This is a genomic window from Pseudomonas sp. CCI3.1, from assembly GCF_034313985.1.
Lineage (GTDB): Bacteria > Pseudomonadota > Gammaproteobacteria > Pseudomonadales > Pseudomonadaceae > Aquipseudomonas > Aquipseudomonas psychrophila.
In genome coordinates, this window is sequence record NZ_JAVIWO010000001.1 from 3,388,381 (window position 1) to 3,406,637 (window position 18,257).

Annotated in this window: 18 protein-coding genes; 9 read left to right on the forward strand and 9 right to left on the reverse strand. The window is 58.4% G+C overall.

Annotated elements, in window-relative coordinates:
- The first annotated feature begins 7 nt into the window (after positions 1-7).
- The 6 genes from RGV06_RS15475 to RGV06_RS15500 are packed head-to-tail and all read left to right on the forward strand — an operon-like array spanning position 8 to position 4,788.
- Entirely contained in the window at positions 8-895 is an 888-nt protein-coding gene (locus tag RGV06_RS15475; protein ID WP_019828161.1) for a cytochrome c oxidase subunit 3, read from the forward strand.
- 7 nt (positions 896-902) lie between these two features.
- The gene (locus RGV06_RS15480; protein ID WP_322150412.1) at positions 903-1,640 is read left to right on the forward strand and encodes an SURF1 family protein; all 738 of its coding nucleotides are present in this window, start codon (positions 903-905) and stop codon (positions 1,638-1,640) included.
- Positions 1,615-2,208 (forward strand): hypothetical protein, encoded by a 594-nt coding sequence (locus RGV06_RS15485; protein ID WP_046809342.1) that lies wholly within the window; start codon positions 1,615-1,617, stop codon positions 2,206-2,208. Before RGV06_RS15480 ends, RGV06_RS15485 begins: the two co-directional genes overlap by 26 nt.
- An 11-nt stretch (positions 2,209-2,219) precedes the next feature.
- Positions 2,220-3,269: a COX15/CtaA family protein gene (locus RGV06_RS15490; RefSeq protein ID WP_019828156.1), complete on the forward strand. Its 1,050-nt coding sequence runs from the start codon at positions 2,220-2,222 to the stop codon at positions 3,267-3,269.
- Positions 3,257-4,156: a heme o synthase gene (gene cyoE / locus RGV06_RS15495; protein WP_048352584.1), complete on the forward strand. Its 900-nt coding sequence runs from the start codon at positions 3,257-3,259 to the stop codon at positions 4,154-4,156. Before RGV06_RS15490 ends, cyoE begins: the two co-directional genes overlap by 13 nt.
- Positions 4,153-4,788, forward strand: coding sequence for an SCO family protein (locus RGV06_RS15500; protein WP_198822719.1), 636 nt, complete (start codon positions 4,153-4,155; stop codon positions 4,786-4,788). The genes cyoE and RGV06_RS15500 overlap by 4 nt, the downstream gene beginning before the upstream one ends.
- A gap of 189 nt (positions 4,789-4,977) precedes the next feature.
- Here the strand turns inward: RGV06_RS15500 and RGV06_RS15505 are convergent, their stop codons facing one another.
- The 3 genes from RGV06_RS15505 to RGV06_RS15515 all read right to left on the reverse strand — a co-directional run bounded on the left by RGV06_RS15505 (position 4,978) and on the right by RGV06_RS15515 (position 7,511).
- Positions 4,978-5,748, reverse strand: coding sequence for a MetQ/NlpA family ABC transporter substrate-binding protein (locus RGV06_RS15505; protein ID WP_046809345.1), 771 nt, complete (start codon positions 5,746-5,748; stop codon positions 4,978-4,980).
- 81 nt (positions 5,749-5,829) lie between these two features.
- Complete coding sequence (locus RGV06_RS15510; RefSeq protein WP_019828150.1) at positions 5,830-6,504, reverse strand: methionine ABC transporter permease; 675 nt, start codon at positions 6,502-6,504, stop codon at positions 5,830-5,832.
- The gene (locus RGV06_RS15515) at positions 6,504-7,511 is read right to left on the reverse strand and encodes a methionine ABC transporter ATP-binding protein (protein WP_322151892.1); all 1,008 of its coding nucleotides are present in this window, start codon (positions 7,509-7,511) and stop codon (positions 6,504-6,506) included. The genes RGV06_RS15510 and RGV06_RS15515 overlap by 1 nt, the downstream gene beginning before the upstream one ends.
- Before the next feature lie 217 nt (positions 7,512-7,728).
- On the opposite strand from RGV06_RS15515, the gene katE reads away from it, so the two are divergent.
- A complete protein-coding gene (katE, locus tag RGV06_RS15520) occupies positions 7,729-9,903 on the forward strand; it encodes a catalase HPII (RefSeq protein WP_322151893.1) in 2,175 nt (724 codons plus the stop codon).
- An 80-nt stretch (positions 9,904-9,983) separates the two neighbouring features.
- On the opposite strand, the gene RGV06_RS15525 is transcribed toward katE, so the two are convergent.
- Genes RGV06_RS15525 through RGV06_RS15540 form a run of 4 tightly spaced genes read right to left on the reverse strand, consistent with a single transcriptional unit; the run spans position 9,984 to position 12,792 of the window.
- A complete protein-coding gene (locus RGV06_RS15525; RefSeq protein WP_048352586.1) occupies positions 9,984-10,703 on the reverse strand; it encodes a PA5502 family lipoprotein in 720 nt (239 codons plus the stop codon).
- A gap of 37 nt (positions 10,704-10,740) precedes the next feature.
- Positions 10,741-11,529 carry a zinc ABC transporter permease subunit ZnuB gene (znuB, locus tag RGV06_RS15530; protein WP_019828144.1) on the reverse strand — a complete coding sequence of 263 codons (789 nt, stop codon included), beginning with the start codon at positions 11,527-11,529 and terminating at the stop codon, positions 10,741-10,743.
- Positions 11,522-12,310, reverse strand: coding sequence for a zinc ABC transporter ATP-binding protein ZnuC (gene znuC, locus RGV06_RS15535; protein WP_019828143.1), 789 nt, complete (start codon positions 12,308-12,310; stop codon positions 11,522-11,524). The genes znuB and znuC overlap by 8 nt, the downstream gene beginning before the upstream one ends.
- Complete coding sequence (locus RGV06_RS15540; protein WP_019828141.1) at positions 12,310-12,792, reverse strand: Fur family transcriptional regulator; 483 nt, start codon at positions 12,790-12,792, stop codon at positions 12,310-12,312. Before RGV06_RS15540 ends, znuC begins: the two co-directional genes overlap by 1 nt.
- 66 nt (positions 12,793-12,858) lie before the next feature.
- Between RGV06_RS15540 and RGV06_RS15545 the strand changes: the two genes are divergently transcribed.
- On the forward strand, positions 12,859-13,779 hold the full coding sequence (locus RGV06_RS15545) for a zinc ABC transporter substrate-binding protein ZnuA (protein ID WP_046809349.1): 921 nt from the start codon (positions 12,859-12,861) through the stop codon (positions 13,777-13,779).
- 159 nt (positions 13,780-13,938) lie between these two features.
- Here RGV06_RS15545 and RGV06_RS15550 read toward each other — a convergent pair whose 3' ends face one another.
- Together RGV06_RS15550 and RGV06_RS15555 are read right to left on the reverse strand one after the other, a co-directional pair.
- Positions 13,939-14,889 (reverse strand): homoserine kinase, encoded by a 951-nt coding sequence (locus RGV06_RS15550; RefSeq protein ID WP_019828139.1) that lies wholly within the window; start codon positions 14,887-14,889, stop codon positions 13,939-13,941.
- 56 nt (positions 14,890-14,945) lie between these two features.
- On the reverse strand, positions 14,946-15,236 hold the full coding sequence (locus RGV06_RS15555) for a DUF2782 domain-containing protein (RefSeq protein WP_019828138.1): 291 nt from the start codon (positions 15,234-15,236) through the stop codon (positions 14,946-14,948).
- Between the two features lie 74 nt (positions 15,237-15,310).
- On the opposite strand from RGV06_RS15555, the gene polA reads away from it, so the two are divergent.
- The gene (gene polA / locus RGV06_RS15560; RefSeq protein ID WP_048352588.1) at positions 15,311-18,076 is read left to right on the forward strand and encodes a DNA polymerase I; all 2,766 of its coding nucleotides are present in this window, start codon (positions 15,311-15,313) and stop codon (positions 18,074-18,076) included.
- The last annotated feature ends 181 nt before the right edge of the window (positions 18,077-18,257 follow it).

Genomic DNA, 18,257 nt, shown 5'->3' on the forward strand with positions numbered 1-18,257 from the left:
AAGCCCCATGGCAACTCACGATCAGTACTACGTCCCGGCGCAAAGCAAGTGGCCGATCATTGCCACGATAGGCTTGCTGGTCACGGTGTATGGCCTGGGAACCTGGTTCAACGATCTGAAGGCGGTGCGGCCGGAATCCCATGGGCCGCTGATCTTCTTTGTCGGTGCCTTGATCGTCGCCTACATGATGTTTGGCTGGTTCGCAGCGGTCATCAAGGAGAGTCGTGCCGGGCTCTACAGCGCTCAACTAGACCGCTCGTTTCGCTGGGGCATGACCTGGTTTATTTTTTCCGAGGTGATGTTCTTTCTCGCGTTTTTTGGTGCGCTGTTTTACGTACGCCACTTTGCGGGCCCCTGGCTGGGGGGCGAAGGCAGCAAGGGGGTAGCGCACATGTTGTGGCCTGACTTTCAATTTACCTGGCCGCTGCTGCACACCCCCGATCCAGCCCTTTACCCGCCGCCCAAAGGCACTATCAGCCCTTGGGGCTTGCCACTGCTGAACACGGTGTTGCTGGTCAGCTCCAGCATCACGCTCACCATCGCCCACTTCGCACTGAACAAGGGTCATCGAGGTGCATTGAAGTTCTGGTTGGGAGTGACGGTGCTGCTGGGCGTCGGCTTTCTGGGGTTCCAGGCCGAAGAATATGTCCACGCGTACAAGGAACTGGGACTCACCCTTGGCTCAGGGATCTACGGCGCGACGTTCTTTATGCTCACCGGTTTTCACGGGGCCCACGTCACCATTGGTGCGCTGATTTTGTTGATTATGCTGATTCGTATCATGCGGGGGCATTTCACTGCCGAGCACCAGTTCGGCTTTCAGGCCGCGACGTGGTATTGGCATTTTGTGGACGTGGTCTGGCTCGGTCTGTTCTTGTTTGTTTACGTAATATGAGCCGGTCATGACGCGCTTTCGCCCCGGTATCGCGCCGACTTTGGTGGTGTTGGCGTTGCTGCCGTTACTGGTGTTTTTGGGGTTCTGGCAGCTCGGTCGCGGTGAGCAAAAACGTGTGCTGCTCGACAGTTACGCCGAACGCCAGATGGCCGCGCCGGTGACGGCTGGGCAACTGTTGACCCTTGACGACCCGGCCTTTCGGCGCGTGCAGTTGCGCGGGCATTTCGATGGGCAGCACAGCCTGCTGCTGGACAACCGTGTACGCGACGGCAAGGTCGGCGTCGAGCTGCTGCAACCGTTTCAGGATCAGGCCAGCGGGCAGTGGCTGTTGCTCAACCGCGGCTGGCTGCCGTGGCCGAGTCGCCAGACGCCGCCCGTGTTCAGTACCCCCGAACACATACTGGATGTCCAGGCCTGGGTCTATGAGTCTCCGGGCGCGCCCTTTCAGTTACACGCCGATCCGTCGGACGCGCCCTGGCCACGGCTGGTGACGGCAGTGACCCCTGACAAATTGTGGGTCGAGCTAAGCCGCGAAGGCTTTGCCAAAGAAGTGCGCATCGCTCGGGGCCCCGCAGCGTATCAGGCCGACTGGCCGCTGATCTCCACGGGCATGGGCCCGGAGAAACACACCGCTTATGCCGTGCAGTGGTTCGCGATGGCGCTGGCCTTGCTCGGTCTTTATCTGTACCTCGGTTGGCACACTGCTCAGGAGAAACGCCATGGGAACGGCCATCAATCAACCTGATACCGCACGCGTCCCGTCCCCGGCTGCACGTCGGCGCGGACGGTTGCAACTGATCCTTATTTTGCTGCTTACCGTTGGCCCCATGGTGTTGGCCACGGGCATGTACAAACTCAAATTCTGGGTGCCCGACAGCCGTAGCTATCACGGTGAGCTGATCGGCGACGGGCAAACCCGGGCCGCCCTTGGGGTAGCTGCCGATGAGCAGCGCTGGCAATTGCTGGTGACCGCGCCACAAGCCTGCGCAGCGGATTGTCAGCAACTGGTGTATCTGGCCCGCCAACTGCAAATCGGTCTGGGCCGCGATGCCTCCCGTGCCAGCCACGGGCTGGCGGTTGCACAGCCTGTAGACCCGGCCTACGCGGCCAAACTTCAACTCGAATACCCGCAGTTACAGCGCTACAGCCTGGACGTGCCGACTTATACACAGGGCGCCGAGGGCAACGGTGCCGCGCAACTGTGGATCATCGACCCCCACGGCAATCTGGTGCTGCGCTACGGCCCCGGGGTTATCGGCAAGGACGTGCTCAACGATCTGCGCCTCCTGCTCAAGCTGTCCAATATCGGATAGAGGGCTATGTCATGGCCAAAGCTGGATTTCGCCTCGCGTTGTTTGCCACCCTGCTGGCGCTGGTGGTGGTGCTGCTCGGCGCCTACACCCGCCTGACCCACGCCGGGCTCGGCTGCCCGGACTGGCCCGGTTGCTACGGCTTTATCAGCGTGCCTAAGACCGAGGCTCAACTGGCTCACGCTGAACTGCACTTTCCCGATACGCCCGTGGAGGCCGACAAGGGCTGGAGTGAGATGACCCATCGTTATTTCGCCGGCACCTTGGGCTTATTGATTGTGCTGCTGGCGGCGCGGGCGTGGCGGCAACGTCGTTTGCCGGATCAACCGCTCAAGCTGCCGTTGTTCATTTTGCTGGTGGTGATCGCCCAGGCGGCTTTTGGCATGTGGACGGTAACGCTCAAATTGTGGCCGCAGGTTGTTACGGGGCATTTACTGGGCGGCTTTGCAACTTTGAGCCTGTTGTTTTTATTGACCCTGCGCCTTTCTGGCGTATTGCCAGCGCTGGCCGTACCGCGTCGCTTGCAGCGTTGGGCCACCGCCGGGTTAGTGCTGGCGATCATGCAAATCGCGCTCGGGGGCTGGGTCAGCTCAAACTATGCCGCCGTGGCCTGTGTCGACGTACCGACCTGTCACGGCCAATGGTGGCCCGAGGCTGATTTCGCCAATGGTTTTCATCTGACCCAGCACATCGGCCCCAACTACCTTGGCGGGCAACTGGACAGTGAAGCCCGCACGGCGATCCATCTGACCCACCGACTTGGCGCGTTGTTGCTGACGCTGGTGCTGCTAGGCCTGGCCTGGCAGTTGCGCAGGGTAGGCATGACCCGCCTGGCGGGGTTACTGCTGGTGGCGCTGGCGGTGCAAGTCAGTCTGGGGCTCAGCAATGTAGTGTTTGGTTTGCCACTGGTGGTGGCGGTGGCACACAACGCCGGTGGCGCGGCGTTATTGCTCACGCTGGTGCTGGTCAATTACCACGCGCGTACGGCACTGGTCAGAGTCAGGGCCCCGCGCTTTGCCCGCTGGACCTTCAGCCTTAAAGGAGAACAGCCGTGGCGACCTTGATTGGCGAACGAGCGCAGCAAGCGGTGTGGCGGGATTATCTGGAACTGACCAAACCCAAAGTGCTGGTACTGATGCTGATTACCTCGCTGGTGGGCATGTTTTTGGCAACTCGCGCCGGTGTGCCCTGGACTGTGCTGATCTTCGGGAATCTGGGGATTGGTCTGTGTGCGGGCGGTGCGGCGGCGGTCAACCATGTGGTGGACCGGCGAATTGACGCCGTCATGGCTCGCACCCATAAACGCCCGTTGGCTCAGGGGCGTGTGTCACCGCTTGGCGCGCTGTCCTTCGCCCTGTTGTTGGCCTTGGCGGGCATGGGGTTGCTGCTGGTGTTTACCAATCCGCTAACCGCCTGGCTGACGCTGGCTTCCTTGCTCGGTTATGCAGTGATTTACACCGGTTTCTTGAAGCGGGCCACGCCGCAAAATATTGTGATCGGCGGCTTGGCCGGGGCGGCACCGCCATTACTCGGGTGGGTGGCAGTCACGGGGCATGTCACCGCCGAGCCGCTGCTGCTGGTGTTGATTATCTTCGCCTGGACCCCGCCGCATTTTTGGGCGCTGGCCATTCATCGCAAGGAGGAATACGCCAAGGCGGATATCCCGATGTTGCCGGTGACCCATGGCGAGCACTACACCAAGGTGCATATCGTGCTGTACACCTTGGTGCTGCTGGCAGTCAGCTTGCTGCCGTTTGTGATTCACATGAGCGGCTTGCTCTATCTGGTGTGTGCGCTAGGGTTGGGCGCACGCTTTCTGCATTGGGCGTGGGTGCTGTACCGTGGCACCCAGCCGCACGCGGCGATCAACACGTTCAAGTATTCTATCTACTACCTGTTCTTGCTGTTTATCGCGCTGCTTGTCGATCACTACCTAGTGTTGAACCTATGACTAAAACTCAAAAAACCGTCTATATCCTCGTTGCGCTGGTGGCGTTGGTCATGGGCCTGACGTTCAACAAAATGATGTCGGGCAAGGAGCAGGGCGACAACACGTCCCTGATTGATGCCGGGATCATTCTGCTCCCGCAAAGCCGCCAGTTGCCGGATGTGACGATGACCAACCAAGACGGTCAGCCGGTGGTGATGAACGCGCTGAAAGACAAGTGGAGCATGCTGTTTTTTGGCTACACCTTCTGCCCGGACATTTGCCCGACCACCCTGGCTCAGCTGCGTCAGATCAAAAGCGAGCTGCCTAAAGAGGTGCAGGACAAACTGCAAATCGTACTGGTCAGCGTCGACCCCAATCGCGATACACCGCAACAGCTCAAGCAATACCTGGGCTACTTTGACCCGCAGTTTGTGGGCCTGACCCCAGGTTCCATCGAGGAACTGCAAACACTGGCCAACGCAGTGAGCATTCCGTTCATTCCGGCGGACACCAGCAAACCGAACTACACCGTGGATCACAGCGGCAACCTGGCGCTGATCGGGCCGGATGGCACTCAGCGAGGTTTCATCCGCGCACCGTTCAACAACCAGAAGATGGTTGCCCAATTGCCGGGGTTGGTTGAGCGCAAGTAAGGGAAAGAAGCCTGTAGTCGCTGCCGAAGGCAGCGAAGGGGTGCGAAGCGACCCTCAGTCTATGAAGGTCCTACTGCCCTTATCGCAGCCTGCGGCAGCGGTAGCGGCAGGAAACGGCAACTGTGGGAGCGAGCCTGCTCGCTCCCCCAATAGGGCCTGACCTGCAACAGAGTCTCTACAAGGTAGTGCTTAGAACGCCGGAACGATGGCGCCTTTGTATTTTTCCAGAATGAAGGCTTTCACTTCCGGGGTATGCAGGGCAGCCACCAGCTTTTGCATGTCAGCCGAATCTTTGTCGTCCGGGCGAGCTACCAGAATGTTCACGTAAGGCGAGTCGCTGCCTTCAATGACCAGCGCATCTTTTTCCGGATTCAGCTTGGCTTCCAGCGCGTAGTTGGTGTTGATCAGCGCCAGATCAACCTGGGTCAGCACGCGCGGAATAGTGGCGGCTTCCAGCTCGCGGAACTTCAGGTTTTTAGGGTTTGCGGTGATGTCCTTGACCGTGGACAGGATGTTGGTCGAGTCCTTGAGCTTGATCAGACCTGCCTTGTCCAGCAACAGCAGGGCACGGCCGCCGTTGGTGGCGTCATTGGGGATGACAACGGTGCTGCCGTCCTTCAGTTCATCCAGCTTTTTGTACTTGCTCGAGTAAGCACCCAGCGGCTCGAGGTGAACGGCTGCAACGCTGACCAAGTGTGTGCCCTTGGCCTTGTTGAACTCATCCAGGTACGGCTGGTGCTGGAAGAAGTTGGCGTCCAGACGCTTTTCGGCCACTTGTACGTTTGGCTGGATGTAGTCGGTGAAGACCTTGACCTTAAGGTTCACGCCTTCTTTGGCCAGTGCAGGTTTCACGAACTCCAGGATCTCGGCATGCGGCACCGGAGAAGCGGCTACCGACAGGTCGCCCGCGTGGGCCGAAAACGCCGCAACAGCGGCCACAGCAGCAAATAACTTCTTCATTCAGCAACTCCTTGTGAATACCTGGGTTCAGGTATCTGCCAGCCGTTGGCTGGCGGTTACGTTTATTGACGCGGGTCGCGTTTACTTACGCGAAAAGTGAACCACCAGCCTGTCGCCAACGGTTTGCAGAATTTGCACCAGAATCAGCAACAGCACCACTGTGACGATCATTACGTCGGTCTGGAAGCGTTGATAGCCGAAACGGATTGCCAGGTCACCCAGACCGCCTGCGCCGACCACACCGGCCATCGCCGTGTAACCCACCAGAGTGATGGCGGTCACGGTAATGGCTGCAAAGATGCCGGGGCGCGCTTCAGGTAGCAAGGCGCTGGTGATGATCTGACGGGTGCTGGCGCCCATTGCCTGGGTGGCCTCGATGATCCCGCGATCCACTTCACGCAGTGCGGTTTCTACCAGACGGGCGAAGAACGGCGTAGCGCCCACCACCAGTGGCGGAATTGCACCGGCGACGCCCAGCGAGGTGCCGGTAATCAGTACTGTGAAGGGGATCATCACAATCAGCAGGATGATGAACGGCAGCGAACGCAGAATGTTCACCGCCAGCGACAGAAAGGCGTACACGGTCTTTTGTTCGAACAGTTGGCGCGGGCTGCACAAAAACAGCAACACACCCAGCGGCAGGCCCAGCACGATGGTGAACAGCAGCGAACCGCCGAGCATCATCAGGGTGTCGCCGGTGGCCAGCCAGATTTCCAGCCAGTCGATGTTGGAGAAAAAACTCAAGAAAGCGTCCATTAGCGCAGCACCTCCATATGAACGTCAGCGGCAACGAAGCTGGCGAAAGCCGCTTCCATGTCCCCACCGGTGATGGCGAGGGTCAGTTGCCCATAAGGGGTGTCTTTGATGCGGTCAATGCGACCTGCCAGGATGCTGTAGTCCACACCCGTTTCGCGGGCGATGGTGCCCAGCAACGGCGCGTAGGTAGATTCGCCCTGGAAGGTCAGGCGTACGATACGGCCTGGGACATGGGCGAAATCGTCGCGCTGCTCGCTCTCGTCGACCTGCTCGTCCTCCTGCACAAAACGCTTGGTGGTCGGGTGCGTGGGGTGCAAAAACACCTGCGCCACCGGGCCTTGCTCGACGATTACGCCGGCATCCATCACGGCCACTTCATCACACACGCGTCGGATCACATCCATCTCGTGGGTGATCAACACGATGGTCAGCTTCAGCTCCCGGTTGATTTCGGCCAGCAGTTGCAGCACCGAGGCGGTGGTTTGCGGGTCGAGGGCACTGGTGGCTTCGTCGCACAGCAAAACCTTGGGTTTGGTGGCCAGGGCACGGGCAATGCCCACGCGCTGTTTCTGGCCGCCCGAAAGTTGCGCCGGGTATTTTTTGGCGTGCTCGGACAAGCCCACGCGCTCGAGCAACTCGGCTACGCGTTGGTCGATGGCACTGCGGGACAATTCACCGGCCAGTGTCAGCGGCATTGCTACGTTGTCAGCAACGGTCTTGGAAGCCAGCAGGTTGAAATGCTGGAAGATCATGCCGACTTGCTGGCGCAAACGACGCAGGCCGTTGGCGTCCATCGCGGTGACGTCTTCGTTGTCGACAATGATCTTGCCGCCGCTCGGGGTCTCGAGACGGTTGATCAGGCGCAGCAATGTACTTTTACCCGCACCGGAGTGGCCAATCAGGCCGAACACCTGGCCGCTCTCAACACGCAAAGTGGTGGAGTGCAGCGCGGGAATGTCCTTACCGGCAACCCGGTAAGTTTTATGAACGTTATGAAACTCAATCACGTAGCGAACCTTGTGGGCGCGTAAATAGAAGTTCAGCGGTAAGCCGGGCACGCATCTTATCGTGCTCGTATAGAGGCTCTTAGCATTTATTTGCGCAGGATCCTTTGATTTGGCAATAAGACGACTAAAGGTCAGAAAAAAGGAACGACGGCAAAGGCAAGGCGTCAGTACTTAAGCAGCTCGCATCCCGCCTCGGGAAATTTGTCTACAAAGCCCGATTCATGGGGCTTTCGCAAACAAGGAGTTTAGTCTGATGAGTAGCAAAAAACCGTCTTCCAATAAGAGCCAGATGGCCGGCACCGACACCTTGGATCGTGGCAACAGCAACGTCAAACTGGAAAGCCTTGAAGCCTTCCGCGATGACGCCACCGACCAGGCATTGCGCACCAATCAGGGGGTGAAGATTGCGGACAATCAAAACACCCTGAAAGCCGGTGCGCGTGGCCCGTCGCTGCTGGAAGACTTCATCATGCGGGAAAAAATCACCCATTTTGACCATGAGCGTATTCCAGAGCGCATCGTGCATGCCCGAGGCAGTGGCGCACATGGCTACTTCCAGGCTTATGAGTCCCACAGTGCCTTGACCAAGGCAGGTTTCCTGCAGGACCCGGGTAAAAAAACTCCGGTGTTTGTGCGGTTTTCTACGGTGCAAGGTCCGAGGGGGTCTGGGGATACGGTGCGAGACGTACGTGGGTTTGCCGTCAAGTTCTTCACGGACGAAGGTAATTTCGACCTGGTCGGCAACAATATGCCGGTGTTCTTCATTCAGGATGCGATCAAGTTCCCCGACTTCGTGCATGCCGTAAAACCCGAGCCCCATAACGAAATGCCTACCGGTGGCTCGGCCCATGACACTTTCTGGGACTTCGTCTCGCTGGTTCCGGAATCAGCGCATATGGTCATTTGGGCCATGTCCGATCGAGCCATCCCGAAAAGCCTGAGAAGCATGCAGGGTTTTGGGGTGCATACCTTTCGCTTTATCAACGCCGAAGGAAAGTCGAACTTCGTCAAGTTTCACTGGCGGCCGAGCGTGGGTACCTGCTCTTTGGTGTGGGATGAAGCGCAAAAGCTGGCTGGTAAAGACACTGACTTTCATCGGCGCGATCTGTGGGACGCCATTGAAACCGGTGACTATCCTGAGTGGGAATTCGGCGTTCAGATCATTCCCGAAGAGGATGAGCACGCATTCGACTTCGACATTCTGGATCCGACCAAACTGATTCCTGAAGAAGTGATCCCGATTACGCCGCTGGGCAAAATGGTGCTCAACCGTAATCCGGACAACTTCTTTGCCGAAACCGAGCAGGTTGCGTTTTGCCCGGGGCATATTGTGCCGGGGATCGACTTCTCCAATGATCCCTTACTGCAAGGCCGTCTGTTTTCCTACACCGATACGCAGATCAGCCGTCTTGGCGGACCGAACTTTCATGAAATCCCGATCAACCGTCCGGTAGCGCCATTCCATAACAATCAGCGTGATGCCCAGCACCGCAGCACCATCCACAAGGGGCGTGCGTCCTACGAACCCAATTCCATCGATGGCGGCTGGCCTAAAGAAACGCCACCCGCTGCCAGCGATGGCGGGTTCGAGAGTTACCCGGAGCGCATCGACGCCAACAAGATTCGTCAGCGCAGTGAATCGTTCAGCGATCATTTCTCCCAGGCGCGGCTGTTTTTCAACAGCATGAGCAAGCACGAGCAAGAGCACATTATTGCGGCTTACAGTTTTGAACTGGGCAAGGTGGAGCGCGAGACGATCCGTGCGCGCCAGGTGAACGAGATCTTGGCGAATATTGACCTGAGGCTGGCCGGGCGCGTGGCCGAAAACCTCGGCTTGCCAGCTCCGAAGGCCGGGACTGTGGCTGAACGCAAGGTCAGCGTCACTCAATCCCCGGCCCTGAGTCAGGCCAACTTGCTGGCGGGCAATATCAAAACCCGCAAGGTGGCAATTCTGGCTGCCAACGGGGTAGATGGTCAGGCGATTGATGTGTTGAAACAGGCGCTTGCTGCCGAAGGGGCGCATGCCAAGTTGCTGGGGCCAACCAGCGCGCCGGTCAAAACCGCTGACGGCACTTTGCTGGCGGTGGACGGGTCGATGGAAGGCCTGCCCTCGGTGGCGTTCGACGCGGTGTATGTGCCGGGTGGAGCGGCGTCAATCAAGGCCTTGAGCGGTGATGGCGTGGCTTTGCATTACCTGCTGGAAGCTTACAAGCACCTCAAGGCGATCGCTTTGCACGGCGAAGCCAAACAGCTGCTGGATGTGCTGCATTTGCAGGCGGATGAAGGGTTGTTGGTGATCAAAGATGCCAAGGAGCTGAAGGCATTTTTCGCGGCTATTTCGCAACATCGGGTGTGGGCACGAGAGGCGAAGGCCAAGGCGATTCCTGCCTGAGGACGCAGTACACCGTTAGAAGAGGCTGAAAGCTGCGATCTTTTGCTTCTCGTAAAAGATCGCAGCCAACGGTTGACGAGCTATTGCGGCTTACTTGGGATCAGCACCATTTGTGCAGGCACGTGGCGAATGATCTGACGCTCAAGTTTGAGATCGAAGTCGGGATCGAGCTTTTTGACCCGTTTGCTGATCAGCGTTGCCAGCCAAGGGTAATCAGCCGTCCGCGGAACCTGCAGGCTGACAGTGCACTGGTAATTGACGATATCTTGCGCGATCAAATCCAGTTGATGGCGAAGTTTTGCAACATCGGCAATGTTCAGCGCCACGGTGGTGCTTTCGGCTGCAGGGTCGATCACCTTGGCCGGTGGGCGTGCTTCGGCTGCCTTGAGGGCGGCCTCGGCTTTTTCCAGCTCGGCCTTGCGTGCCTGGGCAATGGCGCTGTTGACGCCGCCTGTCAGTGCAGGTGCCTTGGGCATCAGGGCGCGGGCACGGCTCAGGGCTGTGGCTGCGGCGTTGACGTCACCTTTTTGCAGAACGATCTGGCTGCGCTGCAGGTAGGCTTCGGCCAGTTGGCGCTGGTACTGAACCAATTGCGGATCATCCCCAGACTGGGCCTGCAAGGTGCTCAGTTGGTCCTCAGCGGTCGCGAGTTCGCTGCTGGCCAGGTTTTGCTCCAGCTGTGCGATGGCCGCAGCGCGTGCGTCGACGGCAGTAGTGTCAGCCGACGGCGTGCTTTGGCAGGCGCCCAGCAGCAAGGAAAATGCGGCCAGGAGCAAGTAACGGAAGTTGAACAGCTTCATTCCTGCGGCTCTCTAAGTGCGCAAAAAACAAGCAAGTCTACACCCCTCGACGGGGCAGAACAAAACTCAGCAAAAACAGTGCGGCGGCAGACACCACAATCGATGGCCCTGCCGGCGTGTCCTTGAACCATGACAATGCCAGGCCACCACACACCGCCAGTATCCCCAGCATGCTCGCCCCCAGCGCCATTTGCTCCGGAGAACGTGCATGGCGTTGGGCCGCTGCCGCCGGAATAATCAGCAGGGAGGTGATCAACAACACGCCAACGATCTTCATCGCCACGGCAATCACCACCGCGATCAACAGCATCAGAGTCAAGCGTAACGCTGCCACTGGCAAACCTTCAACCGTGGCCAGTTCTTCGTGCACCGTGATTGCCAGCAGTGGCCGCCACAGTGCAACCAGAAGCGCCAGCACCGCAGCGCTGCCGCCCAAAATCCACATCAGATCAGTAGGGCTGATGGCCAACAGGTCACCAAACAAATACGCCATCAGATCGATCCGAACTTCATGCATGAAGCTTAGTACGACCAGCCCGAGGGACAAGGTACTAGGGGCGAGAATTCCGAGCAACGTGTCGGAAGCAAGCGATTGGCGCTGTTGAAGCGTGACCAGTAGCACGGCCAGCAGCAAGCAGCCCACGGTTACGGCGATGGTGGGGCTGATGTCCAGCAAGAAGCCCATTGCTACACCCAGCAGGGCCGCGTGCGACAACGTGTCGCCGAAGTAGGCCATGCGCCTCCACACCACGAACGAACCCAAAGGTCCTGCAACAATTGCCAGAGCCAGACCTGCCAGCAGGGCGTACAGCAGAAAATCAGCCATGCTTGCAGCCTTCTCCATGAACGTGGGCGGATGTCGCCGGGGTATTTTCGCTGACCACTGAGCCATGCAAGTCATGGGCGTGGTCGTGATGGTGGTGATAAATCGCCAGGCTTTGTGCGTTTTTACCAAACAACTCAACAAAGGCCGGGTCGCTGCTCACTTGCTCTGGGTGACCAGAACAGCACACGTGGCGGTTGAGGCACACCACCTGATCGGTAGTGCTCATGACCAGATGCAAGTCGTGGGAGACCATCAGCACGCCGCAACCGTGGCGGTCGCGCAGGCGCGTGATCAGGGCATACAGCTCCGACTGGCCAGCCACGTCCACCCCTTGAACCGGCTCGTCGAGCACCAGCAATTCGGGTTTGCGCAGCAGGGCGCGGGCCAGCAGTACGCGCTGCATTTCACCGCCTGAAACGCTTTGCACCGGGCTGTCGATCACCTTCTCGGCGCCGACTTCCTTGAGCGCTTCAAGGGCCTGGGCGCGATCTACGCCGGGCACCAGACGCAGAAAGCGCAGCACCGACAATGGCAGCGTCGGGTCAACGTGGAGCTTTTGCGGCATGTAGCCGACGCGCAGTTTAGGCTTGCGCCAAACACTGCCACTGGTGGGCTTGAGCAGGCCGAGCACGGCCTTGACCAGTGTGGTTTTACCGGCGCCGTTGGGGCCGATCAGGGTCACGATCTGGCCCGGTTCAACGCTCAGCTCAATAGTGTCGAGTACGTTTTGCCCGGCATACGTCACGGTGACGTCCTGCAGGCGAATCAGTGCAGCGCTCATCAAGCCTCCCGGCAACCGGAACACAAACCGACCACTTCGACGGTTTGGCCTTCGACAGTAAAGCCGACATCCCGTGCGCTGTTGATAATCGCGTCACTGATGGTTTTTTGTTCAAGCTCGATCGCGGCGTGGCACGTGCGACAGATCAGGAACTGTCCCTGATGCGGATGCTCGGGATGGCTGCAGCCGACAAAGGCATTGAGCGACGAGATGCGGTGCACCAGACCATTGTCGAGCAGGAAGTCCAGCGCGCGATAAACGGTCGGCGGTGCTGCGCGACGGCCGTCCTGCTCGCTGAGCACGGCCAGAATGTCGTAGGCGCCCAGCGGCTTGTGGCTCTGCCACACCAGCTCCAGCACCCGACGACGCAACGCGGTCAGGCGCAGGCCCTTTTGCGCGCACAGGACATCGGCCTCAGTGAGCGCACTGTGGACACAATGAGAATGGTCATGGGGACGACTGGCAAGCGGTGTTATAGGCATGGGCGGCGACGATTTTTGAGAGAGACGTTATTATGTTACCTGTTTCAGCCACCATGAGTGCTCATCGTGCCCCGTCTTTTTTCCATTTTGCTTGCTCTAAGTACCAGTTTGCTCGTGATTAACCCGGCTCAGGCCGAGGTGAACGTGCTGACCAGCATCAAGCCCCTGCAACTGATTGCCGCTGCCGTACAGGACGGCGTGGGGCATCCTGAGGTGCTTTTGCCCCCCAATGCTTCGCCGCATAACTATGCATTGCGCCCATCCGACGTACGGCGCGTGCAGGCGGCAGATCTTTTGTACTGGATCGGCCCCGACATGGAAGGTTTCTTGCCCAAGGTGATCAAGACCCGCACTTTGCCTTCCGTCACGGTGCAGACCCTGCCAGGGTTGAAACTGCGTCATTTCGCCGAAGATAGCCATTCGCACGAAGAAGATGCCGCCGAACATGATCACGATCATCGTCCTGGCACACTGGATGCGCACTTGTGGCTGGCGCCGGACAATGCACGGGTAATCGCTGCAAAAATGGCCGCAGACCTGAGCGAGAAAGACCCTGCCAATTCGGCTAAATATCAGAGCAACCTCAAGGCCTTCAATGAGCGTCTGGATGCGCTGAATGCACGCCTTAAGACGCGCATGGCCGGGATAGCCGACAAGCCTTTCTTCGTCTTCCACGAAGGCTACGACTATTTTGAAAGCGCTTACGGGATCAAGCACGCGGGCACGTTCAGTGTGGCTTCGGAAGTACAGCCGGGAGCTCAACACGTAGCGGCCATGCGCAAGCGTTTGCAGGAAGTGGGCAAGACGTGTGTATTCAGCGACCCACCGCTGCGTCCGCGACTGGCAGAGACGCTGACGGCCGGCTTGCCGGTAAAGCTGGCGGAGCTGGATGCATTGGGCGGCTATACCCCCGCGACGGCGCAGGGCTACGAGCAGTTGCTGGAAAAGCTGGGTAATGACTTGGCGGGGTGCCTGGAAAGTTTGTAAGCCGACTCCCACAGATTGTGTGGCATTCACAAAAGTTGCAGCTTGCCAGAACCTCTGTGGGAGCGGGCTTGCTCGCGATTGGATCGACGCGTCTGTTCAGATACACCGCGCCGTTTGAATCGCGAGCAAGCCCGCTCCCACAATTGATTTCAGTGTTTGTTACAACGCGAACGGCAGTTGTACGGTCACCGTCTGGCGCAATGCCAGGCGCTTTTCGAACTCGCCCGGATCGTGAATCAGTACATCCTGACCGGCAAAGGTCTGAGCGGCGATGAGGCGTGACAACCAGAATCTCACGCAGGCAACGCGCAACAGGGTTGGCCACAACTCGGCTTCAGCGGCCGTAAACGGGCGCAGTGCGGCATAGGCACCGAGCAACGCTCGCGCACGGGGGGCGTCGATCTGACCGTCCTCGTCAGCACACCAGTCATTCAGGGCAATCGCCACGTCGTACAGCATTGGGCCTGAGCAGGCGTTGTAAAAGTCGATCAACCCCGTCAGATGGGTGCCTTCAAACATTGCGTTATCGCGAAACAGGTCGCCGTGCAGGTTGGCACGAGGCAGTGCCAGAATCTGTGCCTTGCGTTCAGTAATTTCTTGAAGCGCTTTCTGCAGCAATTGTGCCGAATCAGGAGACAAATCGGCCATTAGGGCTGGCCCTTCAGCCAGCATCCAGTCCAGGCCGCGATCAGTCTTGCGCTCCAGAACATTGTTGCGCGTGGCGGTGTGCAAGTGACCGAGCAACTCCCCGACCTGGGCGCAATGCTGGGCGTTGGCTTCGCGAATATGCTTGCCTGCCAGGCGCGGCTGCAGCAATGCCGGTTTACCCTTGAGTTCGCGCAGGGCCTGGCCGTCAACGGTGCGCAGGGCGAAAGGCACCGGCAGGTCGGCGTCATGTAGTACATCCAGCAGCTCGATAAAAAACGGCATCTCTTTGACCGGGCCGCGTTCAACCAGGGTCAGGACATACTCACCCTTCTCCAGGCTGATGAAGTAGTTGGTATTTTCGCTACCCGCGGCAATCCCCTGGAAATCGAGCAGGCGACCGAGTTCATAAGGCGCAAGGAAGGTTTCCAACTCGCTGCGAGTCAGTGGGGTGAATACAGACATGATTTAAATTGCCAGTACGGGCGCCGTGTGAGGCGGCGCCAATTAAAGTTAAGACGCTACTTCCATTCGAAGATTTTCCACGATGGAATCAGCATATCCGGCTGGTCGGAACGGATGTAATTGGCATCAGTACCATCAGCCCGCACCAGAAAGTACGGTTTGCCCCCTTTTGGGGTGACCTTGATGGCGTACAGGAAACCGTTTTGACGGTATTCCTGAATGGTTTTATCGCCTTCCGTGCGAATGGTTACATCTGGATCGGCGGTGACTGCTTCATCGGCTGCAAAGGTTACCAGCGGAGTGAATGCAAACAAACCGGTCAGCAACAGGCGATTGAGTGTACGCATGATAACCTTGTCCCTTTGTCGTCATTGGTCCGGACATTCTAGCGCCGGACTCGCCGAAAAGGTTGATCCTGCTCATGAGCCAAGCTCCCCTCGTCCTGGTGGACGGTTCTTCATATCTGTACCGCGCCTTTCATGCGCTGCCGCCGTTGACTACGTCCAAGGGTCTGCCGACCGGCGCCGTCAAGGGCGTGCTGAACATGCTCAAAAGCCTGCGCAAGCAGTATCCGGACAGTCCGTTCGCGGTGGTTTTCGACGCCAAAGGCGGGACATTTCGCGATGACATGTACGCCGAATACAAGGCCAATCGTCCGAGCATGCCCGATGACATGCGGGTTCAAATTGAGCCGCTGCACGCCAGTGTGATCGCGCTGGGCTTCCCTCTGTTGTGCGTTGAAGGCGTTGAAGCGGACGATGTAATCGGCACGCTGGCCCGAAGCAGTGCGGCTGCAGACCGACCGGTGGTCATCTCGACCGGCGACAAGGATATGGCACAACTGGTCGATGGCCACATCACTCTGGTCAATACCATGACCGGCAGCGTGATGGACATTGAAGGCGTAAAAGAGAAATTTGGCGTTTCGCCCGAGCAGATCATCGATTACCTCGCGCTGATGGGCGATTCGTCCGACAACATTCCAGGCGTTCCAGGCATTGGTCCAAAAACCGCGTCTGGCTTGCTTGTGGGTGTAGGCGGTGGGCTGACTGATCTGTACGAAAAGCTTGATATCGTGCCGACCCTGCCAATTCGAGGCGCAAAAAACCTGCCCGCCAAACTCGAAGAACATCGGGAAATGGCGTTCTTGTCGTATCAGTTGGCGACTATCAAGATCGATGTGCCGCTGGATATTGGCCTGGAAGACTTACATCTCAAGGCTCCCGACTGTGAAAAACTGATTGAGCTGTATACCGAACTGGAATTCAAAAGCTGGATTGCCGAGGTTGAGCGCGAGGCCAAGCGTGCCGGTCAGGTGATCGTGCAGGAAGCGCCGCCAGCCCCAGCCGAAGAGCAGCAGTACGAAACCATTCTCGATCAGGCGCGTTTTGATGTATGGCTGAAAAAACTCAACGATGCCAAGTTGATCGCCTTTGACACCGAAACCACCGGCCTTGACGCGCAGCAAGCGCAATTGGTGGGGCTCTCGTTTGCGGTCAAACCGGGCGAAGCAGCCTACATTCCGCTGACCCACTCCTATATGGGTGTGCCGGAGCAACTGGATCGCGACACCGTACTGCGCGCCCTCAAGCCACTGCTGGAAGACCCGAGCAAAGCCAAGGTCGGACAACACGCCAAGTACGACATGAATATTCTGGCCAACTGCGCCATCGGTGGCGATCAGGCGTGCGGGATCATGGTGCAGGGCGTTGCCTTTGACACCATGCTGGAGTCCTATGTACTGGACTCCACAGGCAGCCGTCACGACATGGACAGCTTGGCCCTCAAGTACCTGGGGCACACCACCACCAGTTTTCAGGACATCGCCGGGAAAGGCGTCAAGCAACTGACCTTTGACCAGATTTCCCTGGAGCAGGCCGGCCCTTACGCCGCCGAAGATGCCGACGTGACCTTGCGTTTGCACCATGTCCTGCACGAAAAGCTGACCGCAATCCCGAGCCTGAACGCCGTATTGACCGACATTGAGATGCCGCTGGTGCCTGTGCTGGCACGCATTGAGCGTCAGGGTGCGTTGGTGGATGCCAACCTGTTGGGCATCCAGAGTGTCGAACTGGGTGACAAGCTGGTCGCGCTTGAGCGTGAGGCTTTTGCTATTGCGGGCGAGGAATTCAACTTGAGTTCACCCAAGCAACTGGGTGTGATCTTGTACGAAAAACTCGGACTACCGATTATCAGCAAAACAGCCAAAGGCCAGCCTTCGACCGCCGAAGCCGTATTGGCTGAATTGGCAGAGCAGGACTTTCCGCTGCCCAAGGTGCTGATGCAGTACCGCTCGATGAGCAAACTGAAAAGCACCTATACCGATCGGCTACCCGAGCAGATCAATCCACGTACGGGCCGCATCCATACGTCCTATCACCAGGCCGTTACGGCGACAGGGCGTTTGTCCTCCAGTGATCCAAACCTGCAGAACATTCCGATTCGTACTGCTGAAGGTCGCCGGATTCGTCAGGCGTTCGTGGCTCCAAAGGGCTACAAGCTACTGGCGGCGGACTACTCGCAAATCGAACTGCGGATCATGGCTCACCTGGCCAAGGACGAAGGCTTGCTGCACGCCTTCCGCAACAATCTGGACGTACACAGCGCGACGGCTGCCGAGGTTTTTGGTGTTGAGCTGGGTGATGTCACCACGGATCAGCGCCGCAGTGCCAAGGCGATCAACTTCGGCTTGATCTATGGCATGAGCGCCTTTGGCCTCGCCAAGCAGATCGGTGTCGACCGTAAACAGTCGCAGGCCTATATCGACCGCTATTTCGCGCGCTATCCGGGGGTGCTCGATTACATGGAGCGCACGCGCACCCAGGCCGCCGAGCAAGGCTATGTCGAGACCATTTTTGGTCGTCGCCTGTACCTGCCCGAAATCAACGCGAAAAACCCGGCCCTGCGCAAAGGCGCCGAGCGCACGGCAATCAACGCACCGATGCAGGGCACGGCAGCCGATATCATCAAAAAAGCGATGGTGGCTGTGGATAACTGGTTGAGTGCGTCGGGTCTCGATGCCCGCGTCATCCTGCAAGTGCACGATGAACTGGTACTCGAGGTGCGGGAAGACCTGGTGGATCAAGTGCGCGATGAAGTTCGCGTACATATGAGCGAAGCGGCGAAGCTGGATGTGCCGCTGGTGGTCGAAGTTGGTGTGGGCAACAACTGGGATGAGGCGCACTAAAGGGGGGATGTGGGAGCGGGCTTGCTCGCGATGCAGGCGATGCGGACTGTCGCAATGACCGCGTTGATGCCATCGCGAGCAGGCTCGCTCCCACACTAAAAATCTATTGCTGCTGCAGAGTAGGGGCTTATTCCAAATCGTTTTTAGCCTCTGGGAACTAAATCTGCCAATCACCACTCAG

Coding starts and splice junctions, on each gene's coding strand:
- RGV06_RS15475 (WP_019828161.1), top strand. CDS start 8: ATGGCAACTCACGATCAGTACTACGTCCCGGCGCAAAGCAAGTGGCCG.
- RGV06_RS15480 (WP_322150412.1), top strand. CDS start 903: ATGACGCGCTTTCGCCCCGGTATCGCGCCGACTTTGGTGGTGTTGGCG.
- RGV06_RS15485 (WP_046809342.1), top strand. CDS start 1,615: ATGGGAACGGCCATCAATCAACCTGATACCGCACGCGTCCCGTCCCCG.
- RGV06_RS15490 (WP_019828156.1), top strand. CDS start 2,220: ATGGCCAAAGCTGGATTTCGCCTCGCGTTGTTTGCCACCCTGCTGGCG.
- RGV06_RS15500 (WP_198822719.1), top strand. CDS start 4,153: ATGACTAAAACTCAAAAAACCGTCTATATCCTCGTTGCGCTGGTGGCG.
- RGV06_RS15505 (WP_046809345.1), bottom strand. CDS start 5,748: ATGAAGAAGTTATTTGCTGCTGTGGCCGCTGTTGCGGCGTTTTCGGCC.
- RGV06_RS15510 (WP_019828150.1), bottom strand. CDS start 6,504: ATGGACGCTTTCTTGAGTTTTTTCTCCAACATCGACTGGCTGGAAATC.
- RGV06_RS15525 (WP_048352586.1), bottom strand. CDS start 10,703: ATGAAGCTGTTCAACTTCCGTTACTTGCTCCTGGCCGCATTTTCCTTG.
- znuB (WP_019828144.1), bottom strand. CDS start 11,529: ATGGCTGATTTTCTGCTGTACGCCCTGCTGGCAGGTCTGGCTCTGGCA.
- znuC (WP_019828143.1), bottom strand. CDS start 12,310: ATGAGCGCTGCACTGATTCGCCTGCAGGACGTCACCGTGACGTATGCC.
- RGV06_RS15540 (WP_019828141.1), bottom strand. CDS start 12,792: ATGCCTATAACACCGCTTGCCAGTCGTCCCCATGACCATTCTCATTGT.
- RGV06_RS15550 (WP_019828139.1), bottom strand. CDS start 14,889: ATGTCTGTATTCACCCCACTGACTCGCAGCGAGTTGGAAACCTTCCTT.
- RGV06_RS15555 (WP_019828138.1), bottom strand. CDS start 15,236: ATGCGTACACTCAATCGCCTGTTGCTGACCGGTTTGTTTGCATTCACT.
- polA (WP_048352588.1), top strand. CDS start 15,311: ATGAGCCAAGCTCCCCTCGTCCTGGTGGACGGTTCTTCATATCTGTAC.